Raw genomic sequence first — 16,383 nt, 5'->3', positions numbered from 1 at the left:
TTACAGCATGGAGTATCCGGCTCCCGCGGCCCATGCCGTCTATGAAATCAATCCATCAGAGGCATGTGGCGAAGGGACGATGCCGAGCTGGCCGTACTACGTGGCCCGGTGGCTGTTTCGCGAGCCGATCGACATTGCGATCACCGCCGCGCTCGCCGAAATCGGCGAACTCGCCGCTGCGGATCGGGCCTGGATGTTCGAATACGACGCCGAATTGCTCCGTTTCCGGAACACGCATGAGTGGAGCAGGCAAGGCATCCGCTCGTTCGTCGAGGATCTGCAGAACACGTCCGTGACAATGATCGCCTGGCTCCACCAGTTTCTGGTGAAGGGCCAGGCGGTGATGATCAACCGCGTCGCCGACCTGCCACGCCCGGCCCGCGCGCTCCAGGTCGAGATGCTCAGGCAAAACGACAAGAGCGTCCTCAGCGTACCGGTTTTTCACGAGGGACGATTGCGCGCCTGCATTGGATTCGATGCGACCACGGCGATCCGACGCTGGCCGCCCGCCGACATCAAAGCGCTCTTCCAATGCGCCGAGCTGATCGCGCTGGCGCGCTATGGTTCCTTCCAGGACGGACGGGCCGTTGCCGGCGCCTCGAGACCGTTCGTCCCGCTGATCTATCTGCGCCGACCGGGGCAGGTCATCGGGGTCGAGCCGCAAACCATCCTCGGCGTCCGGTCTGCGCGTGATTATGTGAAGGTCTGGCTGCACGATGGTTCGGCCGTGCTGGATCTACGCCCTCTCGCGCTCTGGACCGGAATGCTGCCGTCAGCCTCGTTCCTGCGCATTCACCGCACGGCGATCGTCAACCTGCAGCATGTCAACGGCCTCGACCGACGCGCCGGCGATCGCTGGACCGTTGGACTCAACCGCGTGGCCGAGGGCTGGCCGGTCTCACGACAATATCGGCAGGAGCTGCGAAAGCGCCTCGGCGTCTGAGAACCGCGGCCGATTCGCGGGGTCTCGATCTTCGGCCGTTTAACCGATTCCTCACGATGAGTTCGGCTCGGGGCGCCGTTCGTCGAACCCGCATGTCTGTTCGTCGAACAGTGCTTGCCGCCCGGCGGGCGGGCGATCTCAATGCGGACATCGTTCGATGGACCCGCCTCCGCCTATGCCTTTTCGCCGCCCCCCGCGCCTCGACGAACTGAAACCGAGATCCTTGCCGGCCCGCAAAATCGTACGGCTCTTGCTTTGCTCCCTGTTTGCGATCGCATCGACCGCGGGCGCGCAGCGGGCGGAAGCCGAAGATCTCGCGCTGCGCGATGCGGCGTCGATGGCCGGCGTCGGAATGTTCCTCAACGCGCGCGCCCCTGGCCTGATCCTCGCCGTCGTCCGCGGCGAGGATAGCTTCATTGCGGGATATGGCGAGATCGCCCCGGGCAGCGGCAAGGAGCCGGATGGCCGTTCGATCGTCCGCGTCGGCTCGGTCTCGAAGGTTTTCGCGACCGATGTGCTCGCCGCCATGGCGGCCACCGGACAGGTTGCGCTCGATGCGCCGCTTGCCGGCTATGCTCCGCCGGGGAAGACGCCGCTGGCTTTCGAAGACAGGCCGGTCACGCTGCTCGACCTTGCAACGCATTCGGCCGGCCTGCCGCGCGAGATGCCCGATCCGGCGACGCCGCCTGACGAGAAAAACCCGTTCGCGGCCTACAAGGCCTCGTATTACTGGGACTGGATGTCGAGCCATCGGCCCGCCTATCGCCCGGGCACGACCGCAATCTACTCGAATTTCGGCTTCGGCCTGCTCGGCGAGGCGCTTGGCCAGGCCGGCGGAAAGCCGTTCGCGGAACTGGTCGGCGAGCGCATCACCAAGCCGCTCGGGATGGCAGATACGACCTTGCGCCTCTCGGAGGCACAGAAGCCTCGGCTGATGACCGGGCTCGACCCGTTCGGAAAGCCCGACCCGAACTGGGAGGCGAGCGAGGTGATGCAGGCCAGCGCCGGCATCTACACCACGGCCGACGACATGGTGAGGTGGATGCGCTGGCACCTTGCCGACGATGCGGCCGGGCGGCCGGCACGGACGCTCGCACATGCGCTCTGGCGACCGCATGACGGGCTTTCCCGCCTGGTCGGCGTCGAGGCGACGGACTCCGAGGGGATGGGGCTTGGCTGGATCGTCAGCCGGCCGAAGGACAGGGTGCCTCTCCTCCTCGGCAAAAGCGGCGGAATCGGCGGCTTCATGAGCTATGTCGTGCTCTCGCCCAATCGCAGGCTCGGCATCTTCGTCGTCGCGAGCAAGGTCGACTTCGCCATGTTCGAAGGGCTGAGGACCGCTGTCCGTGATCTGGCGGCGGAACTGACCCCGGCGAACCCGTAGACGATGGCCGCGTTCCCTCCCCTCCGCAGATCGAGCCACCTCGCCTGCTCGACCGCGATGCTGCGCGTCTGGCTCGCTCTGGCCGGATCAGCCGCTTCCTGCGCGCCACTCGTGTTGGCACTGCCCGCCTGGGGGCAAGTCAGCGGAAAGGGAGGAGCCGGCGGTGCCCACGGCGTCAGTCGCCCCACCACGGGACAAGCAGGTAGCCTCGGTGGCGAATATTCCGGCGGCGGCGGTGGCGGAGGTGGCGGGGCCAATGCCCGGCCGAGCGGCGGGTCCACAGGCGGCAAGGGCGGCAGCGGCGTGGCCGGCCATGGCGGCGGCGCTGGCGGCGACATCAGCGGCAATTCATCCGTTCTGCCGTCGATTCCACCCGGATATCTCGGCCATGTCGGGCAGTCCGGTTCGGCAGGAGGCTCGCCCTCGCATGGCGCTGCCGGCGCCCCGGGACATGATGGCGGCAGTGGCGGCGGCGGTGGCGGGGGAGCCGTCGGTCTCGATTTCTACGGGACATTGCTGACGGCAAACCAGACGATCAACCTGGTCGGCGGGGATGGCGGCAATGGCGGAACCGGAGCGAACGGCGGCAACTCCTATAGAGACCCCTTCATCGGACATGGGGGCGCTGGTGGAGGCGGTGGCGGTGGTGGCGGCGGCGGTGCCGCGGGGTTGTCTTTGCCGGGTCAAGAGCTCGTCTTCGGCCCTTCGTCGGTCGGGTTTCACTGGGTCCCACCGCCTAACCTTGTCGTGACGACCACGAATGCGACTCTGCAGGGCGGCAATGGCGGCCGAGGCGGAGACGGCGGCGACGGAGGATCGGGCTCGGGGGCCTATGTGTCGCAAACCTGCCTTCCGGGAGGTCGGGGCTGTTTGCCGATCCGCATGTATCCGGGCGATGGCGGACCCGGCGGCTCCGCTGGAGACGGCGGTGCCGGCGGCGCCGGTCTGCTGTCGCTCTACGGCCGACAGATCAGCCTTTTTGCGACGACCGCTCAGGGCGGCAACGGCGGCGACGGCGGCGGCCTCGGAGGCGGAGGCAATGGCGGCTCGAGCTACGGCTATAGCGGCATGACGGATGGCGCTCGCGGCAATTTCGGAACGAACGGAAACGGCGGCCGTGGCGGTGCCGGCATCGAGGTCGTCGCGACGAGCGGCGGCAGTACGATCATCTCCCTGTCGTCGGATAGCCATGCCCTCGGGGGCAAGGGTGGCAGGGCCGGCTATCTTGCTTCGCCCGGCTGGGGAGGCGACGGCATTCGTGTAGCCGGGCCCGCGACCATCACAGTGGGCGGGACTGCGACCGGCGGCGGCGGTGGCGATGTCAACGGTGCATTGTTCGGCGGCGGCGGCGGTGCAGGCATTTTCGTCGACGGCCGAGCCAACGTTACGGTTCAGAACGGCGCGCAAGTATCTGGCGGACGCGGCGGGCTCGGCGAGCAATCATCCGCCGGCCGCGGCGGGCTCGGCGAGCAATCATCCGCCGGCCGCGGAGGCGATGGCGGCTCGGGCATCGAGGTGCTGCGTGGCGGGACATCCCTGTTCATCGCCGGAGAGGTGCGCGGCGGCGACAGCCAGGGCTTTGTTCCCGGCTCGCAAGGCGCGGCGATTGCCCTCAACGGCAGCGGCAACTCGGTCGAGTTGCAGGCGGGATACGATCTGGTCGGCAAGGTGGTCGGCGGCAGTAATGCGACCCTCATTCTCGGCGGCGCGACGAATGCGGGCTTCGATCTCAGCGGACTAGGTTCGCAATATCTGGGCTTCTCGGATTTCAACAAGGGCGGCGCGAGCACCTGGACCCTGTCGGGTGCTGCGACGGCCTTTCGCGGCGACATGGCGATCGACGCCGGAACGCTCGCCTTCTCGGCAGGAGCGCAGCTCACGGCGATGAATGCTCAGATCGCAAACGGCGCGGGTTCGACCGCAGCCGTCTCGGTCTCGGGGGCTGGAGCGAAATGGACCGTCGACGGTCCGCTTGTCGTTGGCAATCAAGGTCAGGGCGGCCTGACGGTCTCCGATGGAGGCACCGTTCTCGCCGGCTCGATCAACGCCGGAACGGCGATCGGCGGGGCCGGCACGATCAGCATCACCGGCAACGGCTCGCATCTGGGAGCCGGCAGTCTCGTGCTTGGCGATGCCGGCACGGCATCGGCCCTGGTGTCCGGGGCCACGTCGAGCCTGACGGCAGATACGCTCACGATCGCGAACCGCGGCAGTGCCGAACTTACGGTCGCCGACGGCGGCAGGGCCGGCGCTGGCGGGGGCCGGAACATCGAGGTCGCCAAGAACCTGGGCAGCGTCGGCACCATCAATATCGGCGCGGCTGCCGGGCAAGCCGCGACCGCACCTGGGACACTCGCCAGCGACATCCAGTTCGGTGCCGGCACCGGCAGGCTGGTCTTCAACCACACCTCCAGCGGCTACACATTCACCAGAGCAGTCTCGGGCGCAGGCGCGATCGACCTCCGCGCCGGTACGACGATCCTCACGGCCGATAGCGGGGGGTTCTCAGGGCCGACAACAATCGCCGGCAGCACGCTTCGGATGGCAGATACCGCACGTCTCGGCGGCACCGTCAGCATCGATGGCGGCGGCCGGGTCGAAGGCGGCGGCAGCATCGGCGCGACGACCGTCAACAACGGCGGCACGCTCGCGCCTTCCGGCTGGAACGCGCTCACGGTCAACGGCAACGTGACCGTCAATGGCGGGGGCACCCTCCGGCCTTCGGATGCCGCCGGCCTCATCGTCGATGGCACGCTGACGCTGAATTCCGGCAGCGCTTACGACTACCGGCTGCATGGCTACGGATCGTCAGCAGCCGGCTCGGCGACGACGCGCGTCAACGGCAACCTCGCCCTCAATGGCGGGACGTTGAATCTCGCCAGCAGCTCCCAACCCGCGCTCGGCTACCACCGCGCCTTCACCTATACGGGAACCCTGTCGGGTGGTGGCCTTCCCGTCGGGACGGTGCCCAACACCGGGCCGTTCGCTTACAATTACAGCGTCGACACCTCGCAAAGCGGCAGGGTCGATGTGCTCGTCGGCGCCAATGGCGTCAACATCCTGCAGCTATGGGGCACGACATCGGCCGGTGGCGCCAGTGGTAGCTGGACTGCCACCAATCAGAACTGGCTGGACCTCGGCGGCGCAACGCCGACGCAATGGGGCAGCGGCTATGGCGTGTTCCGGGGCCCGGGGGGCACCGTCACGCTCGACAGCGTCAACGGTGCGCTGGGCGCCGTCGGGCTGCAATTTGCCGGCGGCAGCTACACACTGACCGGCGACAGCCTCGACCTGCATGGCTATAGCGGCGGCGGCATCACCATCACCACGCCGGAAATCAGGGTGCTCGATGGCGAGACGGCCGGGATCGACGCAACGCTCACCGGCACGGCCGGTTTCGAGAAGACCGGCGACGGCACGCTCATCCTCGGCGGCGCGAACAGCTACAGCGGCGGCACGGTCATCTCGGGTGGCAAGTTGCAGGTTTCGGCCGACGCCAATCTCGGCGCGGCCAGCGGCGGGCTGACATTCGACAATGGCGCGTTGCGCACGACGTCGGACATCCTCTCCACCCGCAACGTCGCGCTGCTCGGCACCGGCGCGATCGAGACGGATGCCGGCACCACATTGACTCTGTCCGGCCCGGCCGGCGGCGCCGGCGGGCTGATCAAATGGGGGGACGGCACGCTTCTCCTCACCGGCACCAACAGCTGGGCGGGCGGCACCCTGCTCACTGCCGGCACGATAAGAGCTGGAAGCGCCGGCGCCCTGCCAACCATGACCGATTGGGTGCTGACCGGCGGCAAGCTCGACCTCGCCGGGCATGATCTCTCGATGGCCTTCCTGGCGAGCACGGGCGGCGAGATCGCGTTGGGCGGCGCCGACCTCACCGTCAATCAGGTGCAGGACAGCCTCTATGCCGGAACCATCACCGGCGTGGGGCGCCTGCTGAAGGATGGCCCCGGCGCATTGCTGCTGACCGGCACGAACGGCTATTCCGGCGGCACGGTGATCCGCGACGGCACGCTCGCCATCGTCGCCGACGCCAATCTCGGCAGTGCAGCTTCCGCCATCGCCTTCGACGGCGGTGGCCGCCTGATGACGCTGGCCGACATCACCAGCGGCCGCTCGGTCACGCTTGCCGGCACCGGCACGATCGAGACCGCTGCCGGCACGCGTTTCGTCCTCGGCGGCTCGACCAGCGGTAGCGGCAACCTGGTCAAGGAGGGTTGGGGAACGCTGGCCTTGACCGGCAGCGCTGGCCATGCCGGAGGCACGACGATCGCGGCCGGCACGCTCCAGATCGGCGATGGCAGCACGACGGGCGAACTCGCCGGCGACGTCTCAAACGACGCTGTGCTGCGCTTCAACCGCTCGAATCTATACAGTTTCGGTGGCGCCATCTCCGGCGCCGGCATCGTCCTTCAGTCCGGCACCGGGATGACGAGCCTGACTGGCACGAACTCCTATTCCGGCGGCACATTGATCGAGGCCGGAACCCTGCAGGTCTCGCGCGACGCCAATCTGGGCGCTGGCGGAACGGCCGTTACCTTCCTGGGGGGAGCGCTGCGGTTCGGTGCCTCGTTCAATACCGATCGCCCCCTGCTGCTGATCGGCAATGGCACGGTGGACACCAACGGCCACGATGCAACGCTGACAGGCGGCGTCTACGGTTATGGCGATCTGATCAAGGCCGGCGCGGGCACCCTAACGCTGAGCGGAGCGAACTCTTATCGCAACACGCTTGTTACCGCCGGCACCTTGATCGGCGACGCCGCATCGATCTCCGGCGATATCACCAATAACGGCGCGGTCGTCTTCAACCAGCGAAACGATGCCAGCCTGGCGGGCGTATTGTCCGGCACCGGCAGCTTCACCAAGGCCGGCGGCGGAGCCCTTGCCTTGACCGGCGACAGCTCCGGCTTCTCCGGCTCGACCACAGTGTCCGCGGGCACGCTCATCGTCAACGGCGCGCTCGGCGGCGGGCTCGATGTCCTGTCCGGCAGCCGCCTGCAAGGCAACGGCAGCGTCGGACCGACCACGATCCATGCCGGTGCGACCATCGCTCCGGGCAATTCGATCGGCACGCTCACCGTCTCCGGCGACATCGGCTTCGAGCATGGCGCAACCTATGCGGTCGAGGTCAGCCCGGGCGGCTCGTCGAGCGACCTGATCCGTGCCAGCGGCAAGGCGCGCCTCTCCGGCGGCTCAGTGGTCCATATCGGCGAGGAAGGCACTTATTGGGCGAACCAGCGTTACACCATCCTGACGGCTGGTCAGGGCGTCGAGGGTCGCTTCGACGATGTCAGTTCCAACTTCCTCTTCCTCGATCCGAGGCTGGAATACGACACCAACAATGTCAGGCTGACCCTGCTGCGTAACGACCTGCCGTTCGCAGCGATCGCGCAAACGCGAAACCAGACCCAGACAGCCCTCGGATTGGAAAGCCTCGGTTATGCCAACCCGTTATGGCTGAGTTTCACGCAGCTGCGCGACGAGGGCGAGGCCCGGCGCGCCTATGACAGCTTGTCGGGCGAGATCCATGCGTCGGCCAAGACGGTGCTGATCGAGGGCAGCCAGGAGGTTCGCAACGCGGTGTCGGACCGGATTCGCGCCGCATTCGACGGGATTGGCGCGCCGCGGATCGCAACACTGGCCTATGCTTCCAGCCACGGGGCGGTCGCGGCGGGGGCAAGCGAGGGCTTTGCCTTGTGGGCGCGTGGCTTCGGCTCCTGGGGCCAGACACGCGGCGACGGCAACGCCGCCTCCCTCACACGCTCAAGCGGTGGCCTGCTTGCCGGTTTCGATGTTCCGGTGGCGTCGGAGGCGCGGCTGGGCGTCATGGCGGGCTACTCGCGCTCGACCTTCGAGATCGCTCGGCGTCGCTCCCGCGGCGAGGCGGACAATTACCATATCGGCCTCTATGGCGGAGCTGAACTCGACCGCTTCCGGCTGAGTGGCGGGGTCACCTATGCCTGGCATGAGCTGGACACTCGGCGCAGCGCCGTATTCTCCGGCTTCGGCGAGGAGCTGCGCTCCGATTACGGCGCCCGCAGCCTGCAGGCTTTCGGTGAGATCGCCTATCGCTTCGACCTCGGGCGGGCCACCATCGAGCCTTTCGTCAATCTCGCCTATGTCAATCTCCGTAGTGCTGGTTTTACTGAGACAGGCGGCGTTGCCGCGCTTACTGCCAGGGCGCAGACCACGGCCGTCGCCTTCGCCACGCTCGGCCTGCGCGCTCAGATGAGCTTCGATCTCGGCAGCAGCGTGGCGCGGATAAACGGTACGCTCGGCTGGCGGCACGCGGCGGGCGACGTCACCCCGGTGTCGCTCCAGGCCTTCTCCGGCGGCGCGCCTTTCTCGATCGCGGGCGCTCCGATCGCCCGCGACGCGCTGGTCGTCAGCACCGGCCTCGCGCTGAATCTCTCGCCAGAAGCCGAAATCGGGCTGTCCTATGACGGGCAACTCGCGTCGCGCGCGACCGATCATGCCTTCAATGCCCGGCTCGCAGTCAAGTTCTGACGCCACCAGCGTGTGCTGCCATCCGCCGCAATGTCTGGTTCGCGGCATCAGATGAGCTTCCGCTCCTGGCGCTGCACGGCCTCCGGCTTTGAACGGCGCCTAGAGCCGATTTGGGGCGATACGGTCAGCAGGGTCAGTCCAGCGCGAAACGGATCGCTGCGGTATCGAAGTAGAAGGGCATGCCCTCAATGAGCAGCCCGTCCTCGAAGCGCAGGACCTCTGCGAAGGGCTGCGAAAGCGTGGTGCCGCTGCGGCGCGCGGTAAGCCGCAGGCGGCAGCTCATATGGACGGTGTCGCCGCTCTGGGCAGCCTGGAGACCCTCGACTGCCAGTTCGCTCCAGGTGTCGCGCATGGTCTTGAACAGGCGCCCGACGCCGTCCAGCCCGCGCCAATCGCCGGCATAGGGCAGCGATGCGGGCTCGTGCACCATGACACCGCGATGGAAGGCGGTCGCGAGCAGGTCGAGATCGGCGTCGTCCTGCTGGAGGAAGCGCATTTCCACCGCGAACATGTGATCGAGCAGATCCGTGGCGGAAAGTCCGGTGCTTGTGTTCATGGCTGGCCTCGCAATGGGGCGGCCCAGGCGGCCGCTGCTGCCTGCGAGGAAACCTTGGTTCAGCGGGGCTCTCCACCCGCTTTCCGGGCGGCCCCAGCGCGCCGCGCATCTCGAGACAAAGACGGATGGTCCCTCCGGCCCAGGCGGGAAGCCGATGGTTTTCCGCGTCGGATCGTTGCATATGTGTCCGGTCTGAGGCATCGGCCCGAAAAGTGGAGTGCGGGCTTCGGTCCGATGATCGAACGCGACGAGCCTGCGGGGGATGAACGTGAAGACGGGCTCGAAAGCTTGCGTTCTAGTGGGCGCCGCAACCCGCCTTTTGGCGTCGCGTGCCGCCGGAGATTGCCGCAGCCAGCCTGCAGGCTGAACGGCCATGAAGGATTCCTTTTTCGCGAAGATCCGGACCTACACCGACCTGTCGCAGGCGGCCGAGAGCGCCTGGGCGACCCTTCTGCGTCCCAGGCAATACCGAAAGGACGAGGTCTTCATCAGGGCTGGAGACATTCCGGCGACCTACGCCTTCGTGGTCGAGGGGCTGTTTTACCAGCATTATGTCGGGCCCGGCGGCGATATGATCGTGAAGTATTTCTTTCCCGAGAACCGCATCGCGGCATCTGTCAGCGCCACCTTGCTGGGCGCGCCGAGCGCTTTCACCATCACGGCGATCGAGGACAGCACCGTTCTCGAATACGAATTCGCCGCCTTCAGGGCTCTCGTCGCCACCTTCCCGGACATCGCCGATTTCTACATCCGCTACATGGAGCAGCACTGGATCATCGACAAGGAACCGGACGAGATCTCGTTCCGGCACGACAGCGCCATGAAGCGCTACCGCGACTTCATTCGCCGCGAGCCCGGGCTCCACAGGCGGCTGAAGCAGCATTACATCGCAGCCTGGCTGGGGATCACGCCGGAAAGCCTCAGTCGCCTGCGGCGCACCATCGCCTACACCCGCTGATCGAGGGCCGGAGCGACTTCTTACCAAACATCAATGTTCGAGCGCCGCCCCGCTCCTATCACTCCCTGGCAAGTACCGCTGATGGTGGTCATCGCGGTGCAGCTTGGACAGAGGGGGCGAGCCCGCCTGCCTCGAAGGAGTGATGAAATGACCAGGATGATTTTCGTGAGCCTGCCCGTCACCGAGCTCGCGCGCGCCCAAGCGTTCTATGAAGCGCTGGGGTTCGTCAACAATCCCCAGTTCAGCGACGACGGTTCGGCATGCATGGTCTGGAGCGAGACCATCCATGTGATGCTGCTCACCCATGCCAAATGGCAGGGCTTCACCACCCGCCCGATTCCGCCGGCCACTGCGAGCGAGGTGATGCTCGCGCTTTCCTGCGAGAGCCGCGAAGACGTCGATCGGATGAATGGCGCGGTGGCGAGCCGTGGCGGCATCGCCGACATCAATCCGAGGCAGGATCTCGGCTTCATGTACAACCGGAGCTTCGTCGATCCTGACGGCCATCTTTGGGAAGCGGTCTGGATGGATCCTGCGGCGACGCCGCCATCGGCCTGAGACAGCCGCTATTCCCGCAAGGTCGCGACAGCGTCCCGGCATGCCGCGATCATGGCCTCCCGCATCCAGCGATGGGCCGGGTCTGCCTCCATGCGGGGGTGCCACATGGCCGAGACCGCGATCTCGGGCGTCCGCACCGGCAGATCGAAGGCCACCAGTTTCCGCCTGGCAGCCTCGTCGCGACCGACGCAAGACGCAGGAACGAGAGCGACCAGATCCGAATGGCTGGCGGCCGTGAGTGCGTCCGGGAAGCCCGGCACCACTGCGACGACATTGCGCTCAAGACCGAACTCGACCAGTGCCTCGTCGACGGGGCCGGTGAAGACGCCGCGGCGGGAGGCCACGACGTGCCGGCACGCTGCATAGCGTTGCGGCGACAGAGGCCCGTCGAACAGCGGATGTCCGGCCCGTGCCACACCGACGAAGCGGTCGCGGAAGACGAGCTGCGCGCGGATTTCGGGGGCGAAGGCTCCGAGCACGCCGAATTCGAGGTCGACCTCGCCGTCCCGCAATGGTGCGGCATCCTTCCCGGGCTTCGGAGCGAAGCGCAGTCTGACTTGCGGCGCGGCCTCCGTGATCGCCGTGATCAGGGGCGCGCAGAACAACGCGATGAAGCCCTCGCTGGCACGAATGGTGAAGATTCGTGCCAGCAATGCCACATCGAGGCCCGCAGCGCCCACAGCAACGGCGAGAAGAAGACGCGGATCGACCTGGCCTCCTTCATCGACAGCATCGCCTATGATTATCAGGATACCGGCAAGGCGGTCTCGGCTGGAGGCCGGATCGATGGGGTCGCTTCCACCAAACCGGATGCGCTGCGGCGCATCCTGTCGAATTTCATCGACAACGCCCTGAAATTCGCGGGCGCAGCAGAAATCGACGTGGAACGAAGAGAGGACGGCGCCATCGCAATCACAGTGCTGGACCGCGGCCCCGGCATTCCGGAGGAGATGCTGGCCGCCGCCATGCAGCCCTTCTTCCGTTTGGAACGGTCGCGCAACCGCGAGACCGGCGGTACCGGGCTCGGCCTCGCCATCGCCCAGCAACTGGCCGCGACCATCGGCGGGTCGGTCAGGCTCTCCAACCGCACTGGCGGTGGTTTGGTGGCGGAGGTGGTCATCCCATGAAGGGGGTGGCTTGCAGAAGTGGAGTTTACGGTTGCGTTGCCATCGGGCGCTTTGGATGTTCTTGCCGCGATCGACGGCCAGAGTGGCTTTCCCGGGTTGATTATCAAGTCTCGGGCAAGACGCTGACGTCCCCTGTGGGCGCAACATGGGACCTCGCACCAGAACCGCTCGCGTCTGCTTCTGGGCAAGTCGTCAAGGTCCGCTTGTGGCGCTAAGCCGAAGGGCGAGCAAGCCGATTGACGGCGTTCGGCTCGGTTGAAACCTACATTCCGCAGGAAGTCCTGACTAGCAGTGTGAACGGATCGATCTGGAAGTCCTCTTCAAGAGATTCCCCGAATAATCTCAGCCACTTTTCTTGCAACTCGAAGGCCTTCGCCTCGCGCGCTGCATCACACTCAAATTTGGTCGGATGCGCCTCCTGGAAGTGATGAACCAGCTCGTGAACAAGAACGGACAAATCCGCTGCCGTTGCACCGGTCCATGATTCTTCTATGTAGATAACTCTCTCACGAGCGTCGTAGATTGAGATGATGCTTGGCCGCCCCTGCTGCTGTACAAGCTCAGACGCATATTGCTTGAGACGCAAAGCAGCGACTTGATTATTCGGTCTGAACACCAGCCTAGGCAACGCAGCGGGCACCGGCTGCCCCAGCTTCGCACCGACCCAGATCGCGAGGGCCTCGAGCAGCCGTCCTCCCGGATCAGGCTGCCTGTCACCGATGACGATCTCGAAGCCTGAGCCGAGGCGCAGGCGTTCGATCGTCTCGTCGCGTGCCTGAGCTTCAAAGGTCACGGGTATCATGAGCAACGCGGCAACCGCGACCAGACGCCGTCTGATGACCTTCATGGCATTCGTCCGCAGCAAACGCCGTCAATTGCGAACTGGGCGTCGTCACCAACGCATGCCCGATTTGGGCGAAGTTAACGATTCCGTAAGGTAACATAGCTCGCAGGCGAACCCTACCGATTTGTCCACCTTAACTTCGTTACCGGAGCAAAGCGCCTTCGCCTCCTCTGCGCGAGGCAGTTGGCTGGGAAGGCGGAGTTTGGCGCCGGAAGCGCTGCTCACGGAATGTCCGTTCTCCGGCAACAAGCCAATGTCCGGAGTTGGCGCTATCGCGTAGATGGCAGCTATTGGCTGTTGCCGAGTTGCGAGGCGTGGCCGACGTCCAATTTGCGATCTCACCGGATCGCCATGGCTGAGCCGCTCTGCCGCGCGGCTGAGCCCAAGACACTTATCTACCGTTGCTAGCGCTCTTTCGACCCTCGACCAGCGGGCGCTGATAGCCGGCGAGTTCCTCCCGGACCACCGACAAGAAGCCCTCAACCAGTGGATCCTCGCGATTGCGGCTCGGGAACATCGCGTGCCCGTGGAACATCACCTGCGGTCGGAAGGGCCTGAAGACGATCTCGGCGTGCCGGTAGTCGTCCGCCGCGATGGGGTTTACGAGCCCCAGGCCGAGGCCTTGCTCCACGAGAGCGCAGATCGCCGCACTGAAGGGCGTCTCCAACGTCATCTGGCGGCGCACCCCGGCATCATCAAACGCCCGGTCGACACGCGTTCGCGCACCATCCTCTAGGGAGAGCGAGATGAATGCCTCACCATCGAGATCTCTCGCATAGATGGTATCGTGCGACGCCAGTCGATGGGACGGAGGCAATGCGCAGACACCGGGCACGGCGTAGAGAGGTTGATGCTCGACCTGCGGAATGTCGATGACGTTGGCGACGAAGCCAATGTCGCAATAGGACGAGGACATCCAGCGCGTCACCGTGCCGTCATTGCCCATCTGCAGCGAGATGATGGCGCGCGGAAAGCGCTCCTTGAACTTGCGGATGCAGCGCGGGATGAACCCAAGCGCCATCACGGGCATGGCGGCGATGCGCAGCCGCCCCGTGCCGAAGGCGCGGATATCGCGCGCCGCAGAGGTCAAGTTTTCGAGGCCAGTGAAGCTGCGCTCGACCTCCCGGTAGAAGGCGAGACCCTCCGGTGTCGGACGCAACCGGCCGGCCCGACGCTCGAACAACCTGAGATCGATCTCCGTCTCCAGTTCTCCGATCAGACGGCTGATGCTGGGCTGCGACGTCCGCAACTCCTGCGCCGCCGCCGTCATCGAGCCCCGCAACATGATGGTTCGGAAGGCATCCACGTGCCGAAGATTCATGCTGACCCCATATCACAGGTGAATAGAAGGCTAAAAAACTGAGATTTGACCAGATATCTGGCGGTCGCAATACTTTTGTCCATGTCCAGCGCGCACCCCATCGTAGCGACGACTGTTCCGAGCGGGATGATCTGCCTGCGCTGCGACGCTGCTTGGCCTGTCGAGACGTATGCCGCCGGGTGCCCCCGCTGTGCCAGCGAGGGCCACGCCTCGAACCTGAAACTCGTCTACGCCGACCGAAGCAGGGGGATCCGCCTGCCCGAGACCCTGGAGCTCGGCGAAGGTGGGACCCGCTGCGTCGAACTGCCGACCTTGGCACAGACGATGAAGGTCGGCCGGCTGACGGCGAAGCTGGAATGGTGCAACCCGACCGGCTCACACAAGGACCGGATGAGCGCTCGGCTCATCGCCCGCGCCCTATCCTGCAACGTTCCACTTGTCGTGGCCGCGTCGAGCGGCAATGGCGGCCTGTCGATTGCGGCCTATGCGGCCCGTGCCGGACTCCCCACCGAGATCGCCGTTACGGCAGCACTGGCGCCGTCCTATCGCCGCGCTATCGCAGCTCATGGCGCGCGACTGGTCGAGGCCCCCGACAGCCTGGGACGCTGGGAGCATCTGGCGCACCGCGTCACCGAAGGCGCCTTCGCCGCCACCAATTACCGTCTTCCGGCCATCGGCACCGACCCATTCGGCATCGAGGGCTACAAGACGCTCTCCGCCGAACTCTCCGGCTCCGAGCGGCCGGACATCATCGTCGTGCCGAGTTCACGCGGCGATCTTCTCTCCGGCCTCCGGCTCGGTTTCGAAGAGATCGGCGGTATCCCGCCCCGGCTGATCGCCGTCGAGCCCTTTCCCCGGCTCGCCCGCGTGATGGCTGGCGAGGACTATCGCTTACGGTACGAGGGGCACACCGCCCAGGTTTCGACCGCGGGCGAGACAGTTACCTTTCAGGCGCTCGCCGCCCTGCGAGCGACCGGCGGGCTTGCCGTTCCCGTCGACGACACGGCGGCCCGCCAGGCTCAGGCGGCGCTGGCAGCCTGCGGTCTCCACGCCGAACTCTCCGCTGCCGCAGGACTGACAGCCTTGGAGGCGATGGCCCGCGACGGATGTCTCGCCGGGCGCCACGTCACCCTGGTTCTGACCGGCTCCGGCCTCCGCGATCCCGGCGCTCACGATTTGGACCCACGGCCTCACACCGACGAGCGGCCTCAGGCCGCCGCACCGCCGGCAATGCCCGGCTTTCTGCCACCGAGAACCGAAACATCGGTCCAACAGAGGGACAACGGATGACCAAGACCATTTCCGCCGGCCGCATGGCCCTGTCGGCGCTCGCCGGCCTCGGCTTTGCCTTTCATGCCGAGGCTCAGAGCCTGCCTCCGCTTCCCGAAGCGATCAAGTCCGCTGGCCTGCTCAAAGCCGGAGTCCGCTGCGACCAGCCGCCCTATGGCTACAAGGACGAAACCGGCAAGTTCGCCGGGGTCGAGACTGACATGGCGATCCAGATCGCAACCTGGGCCTTCGGCTCGGCCGACAAGATCGAGCTGACCTGCGTCACCGCCGAAAACCGGATTCCGCAGCTCAACGGTAAGAAGGTCGATCTGCTCATCGCCACGCTGGGCGTGACGCCGGAGCGCGCCCGCGTCGTGGACTTCTCCAAGCCCTATCGCTGGGGCGGGTCGGACATGCTCGTCGCCAAGGACAGCCCGATCAAGAAGCTCGACGACGTCGCCGGCAAGACCGTGATCATGCTGAAGGGCTCGACCCAGGCGAAATGGTTCGAGGACACCATGCCGAAGGTCGAGAGCCTGCGGCTCAATACGGCCTCCGACGCGCTCCAGTCGCTCAAGCAGGGCCGCGGCGACGCCTATACCCATGACGCGGCCACGCTGATCGTCATCGCGGCCAAGGACCCCTCCCTGCGCCTCGTCGGCGAGCCCTTCGCCATCTCCGACGCGGCGGTGGGCGTCCGCAAGAACGAGGCGGCCTGGTTGGCCTATGTCGATGCCGCGCTCGACCGGATGAAGGCCGAAGGCCTCTACGCGAAATGGGTCGAGAAGTGGATCCCGGCCGAGATCCGCCCCTTCTACACCGACGCCTTCACCAAGCCGAAGCCGACGGCGCGCTGAACCGAATCCTTAGATGGCCGGAGGCGGGAAACCGCCTCCGGCTC

Annotated in this window: 11 protein-coding genes and 1 pseudogene; 8 read left to right on the top strand and 4 right to left on the bottom strand. The window is 66.2% G+C overall.

Annotated features, from left to right (window positions below):
* Positions 1-79 precede the first annotated feature (79 nt).
* From BGO20_RS12865 to BGO20_RS12855, 3 genes are all read left to right on the top strand, one after another.
* Complete coding sequence (locus tag BGO20_RS12865) at positions 80-943, top strand: LytTR family transcriptional regulator DNA-binding domain-containing protein (RefSeq protein ID WP_291663563.1); 864 nt, start codon at positions 80-82, stop codon at positions 941-943.
* Between the two features lie 223 nt (positions 944-1,166).
* A complete protein-coding gene (gene ampH / locus BGO20_RS12860; RefSeq protein ID WP_465246033.1) occupies positions 1,167-2,327 on the top strand; it encodes a D-alanyl-D-alanine-carboxypeptidase/endopeptidase AmpH in 1,161 nt (386 codons plus the stop codon).
* Positions 2,328-2,330: 3 nt separating this feature from the next.
* Positions 2,331-8,849: an autotransporter domain-containing protein gene (locus BGO20_RS12855; protein ID WP_291663565.1), complete on the top strand. Its 6,519-nt coding sequence runs from the start codon at positions 2,331-2,333 to the stop codon at positions 8,847-8,849.
* A 133-nt stretch (positions 8,850-8,982) separates the two neighbouring features.
* On the opposite strand, the gene BGO20_RS12850 is transcribed toward BGO20_RS12855, so the two are convergent.
* Positions 8,983-9,405, bottom strand: coding sequence for a nuclear transport factor 2 family protein (locus BGO20_RS12850; protein ID WP_291663566.1), 423 nt, complete (start codon positions 9,403-9,405; stop codon positions 8,983-8,985).
* A 373-nt stretch (positions 9,406-9,778) separates the two neighbouring features.
* Here BGO20_RS12850 and BGO20_RS12845 point away from each other — a divergent pair, with 373 nt between their 5' ends.
* Both BGO20_RS12845 and BGO20_RS12840 read left to right on the top strand, forming a co-directional pair.
* Positions 9,779-10,363 (top strand): Crp/Fnr family transcriptional regulator, encoded by a 585-nt coding sequence (locus tag BGO20_RS12845; RefSeq protein ID WP_291663567.1) that lies wholly within the window; start codon positions 9,779-9,781, stop codon positions 10,361-10,363.
* A 33-nt stretch (positions 10,364-10,396) separates the two neighbouring features.
* Positions 10,397-10,921: a VOC family protein gene (locus BGO20_RS12840; protein ID WP_362889817.1), complete on the top strand. Its 525-nt coding sequence runs from the start codon at positions 10,397-10,399 to the stop codon at positions 10,919-10,921.
* An 8-nt stretch (positions 10,922-10,929) separates the two neighbouring features.
* On the opposite strand, the gene BGO20_RS12835 is transcribed toward BGO20_RS12840, so the two are convergent.
* On the bottom strand, positions 10,930-11,580 hold the full coding sequence (locus tag BGO20_RS12835) for a LysR substrate-binding domain-containing protein (protein WP_291663954.1): 651 nt from the start codon (positions 11,578-11,580) through the stop codon (positions 10,930-10,932).
* A gap of 3 nt (positions 11,581-11,583) precedes the next feature.
* On the opposite strand from BGO20_RS12835, the pseudogene BGO20_RS12830 reads away from it, so the two are divergent.
* Positions 11,584-12,048 (top strand): annotated as a pseudogene (locus tag BGO20_RS12830) (sensor histidine kinase); the annotation flags it as partial.
* A gap of 262 nt (positions 12,049-12,310) precedes the next feature.
* On the opposite strand, the gene BGO20_RS12825 reads toward BGO20_RS12830, so the two are convergent.
* Positions 12,311-12,895, bottom strand: a complete 585-nt coding sequence (locus BGO20_RS12825) for a DUF6647 family protein (protein ID WP_291663568.1) — start codon at positions 12,893-12,895, stop codon at positions 12,311-12,313.
* Between the two features lie 388 nt (positions 12,896-13,283).
* On the bottom strand, positions 13,284-14,213 hold the full coding sequence (locus tag BGO20_RS12820; protein WP_291663570.1) for a LysR substrate-binding domain-containing protein: 930 nt from the start codon (positions 14,211-14,213) through the stop codon (positions 13,284-13,286).
* An 81-nt stretch (positions 14,214-14,294) separates the two neighbouring features.
* Between BGO20_RS12820 and BGO20_RS12815 the strand changes: the two genes are divergently transcribed.
* Both BGO20_RS12815 and BGO20_RS12810 read left to right on the top strand, forming a co-directional pair.
* Positions 14,295-15,503: a pyridoxal-phosphate dependent enzyme gene (locus tag BGO20_RS12815; protein WP_291663572.1), complete on the top strand. Its 1,209-nt coding sequence runs from the start codon at positions 14,295-14,297 to the stop codon at positions 15,501-15,503.
* Positions 15,500-16,339 carry a transporter substrate-binding domain-containing protein gene (locus tag BGO20_RS12810; RefSeq protein WP_291663573.1) on the top strand — a complete coding sequence of 280 codons (840 nt, stop codon included), beginning with the start codon at positions 15,500-15,502 and terminating at the stop codon, positions 16,337-16,339. Before BGO20_RS12815 ends, BGO20_RS12810 begins: the two co-directional genes overlap by 4 nt.
* The last annotated feature ends 44 nt before the right edge of the window (positions 16,340-16,383 follow it).

Origin of the sequence: Allobosea sp. 67-29 (genome assembly GCF_001898115.1) — a bacterium.
GTDB lineage: Bacteria > Pseudomonadota > Alphaproteobacteria > Rhizobiales > Beijerinckiaceae > Allobosea.
Note: the sequence above shows the minus strand (reverse complement) of the source record. Positions and strands in the feature narration are given on the sequence as shown.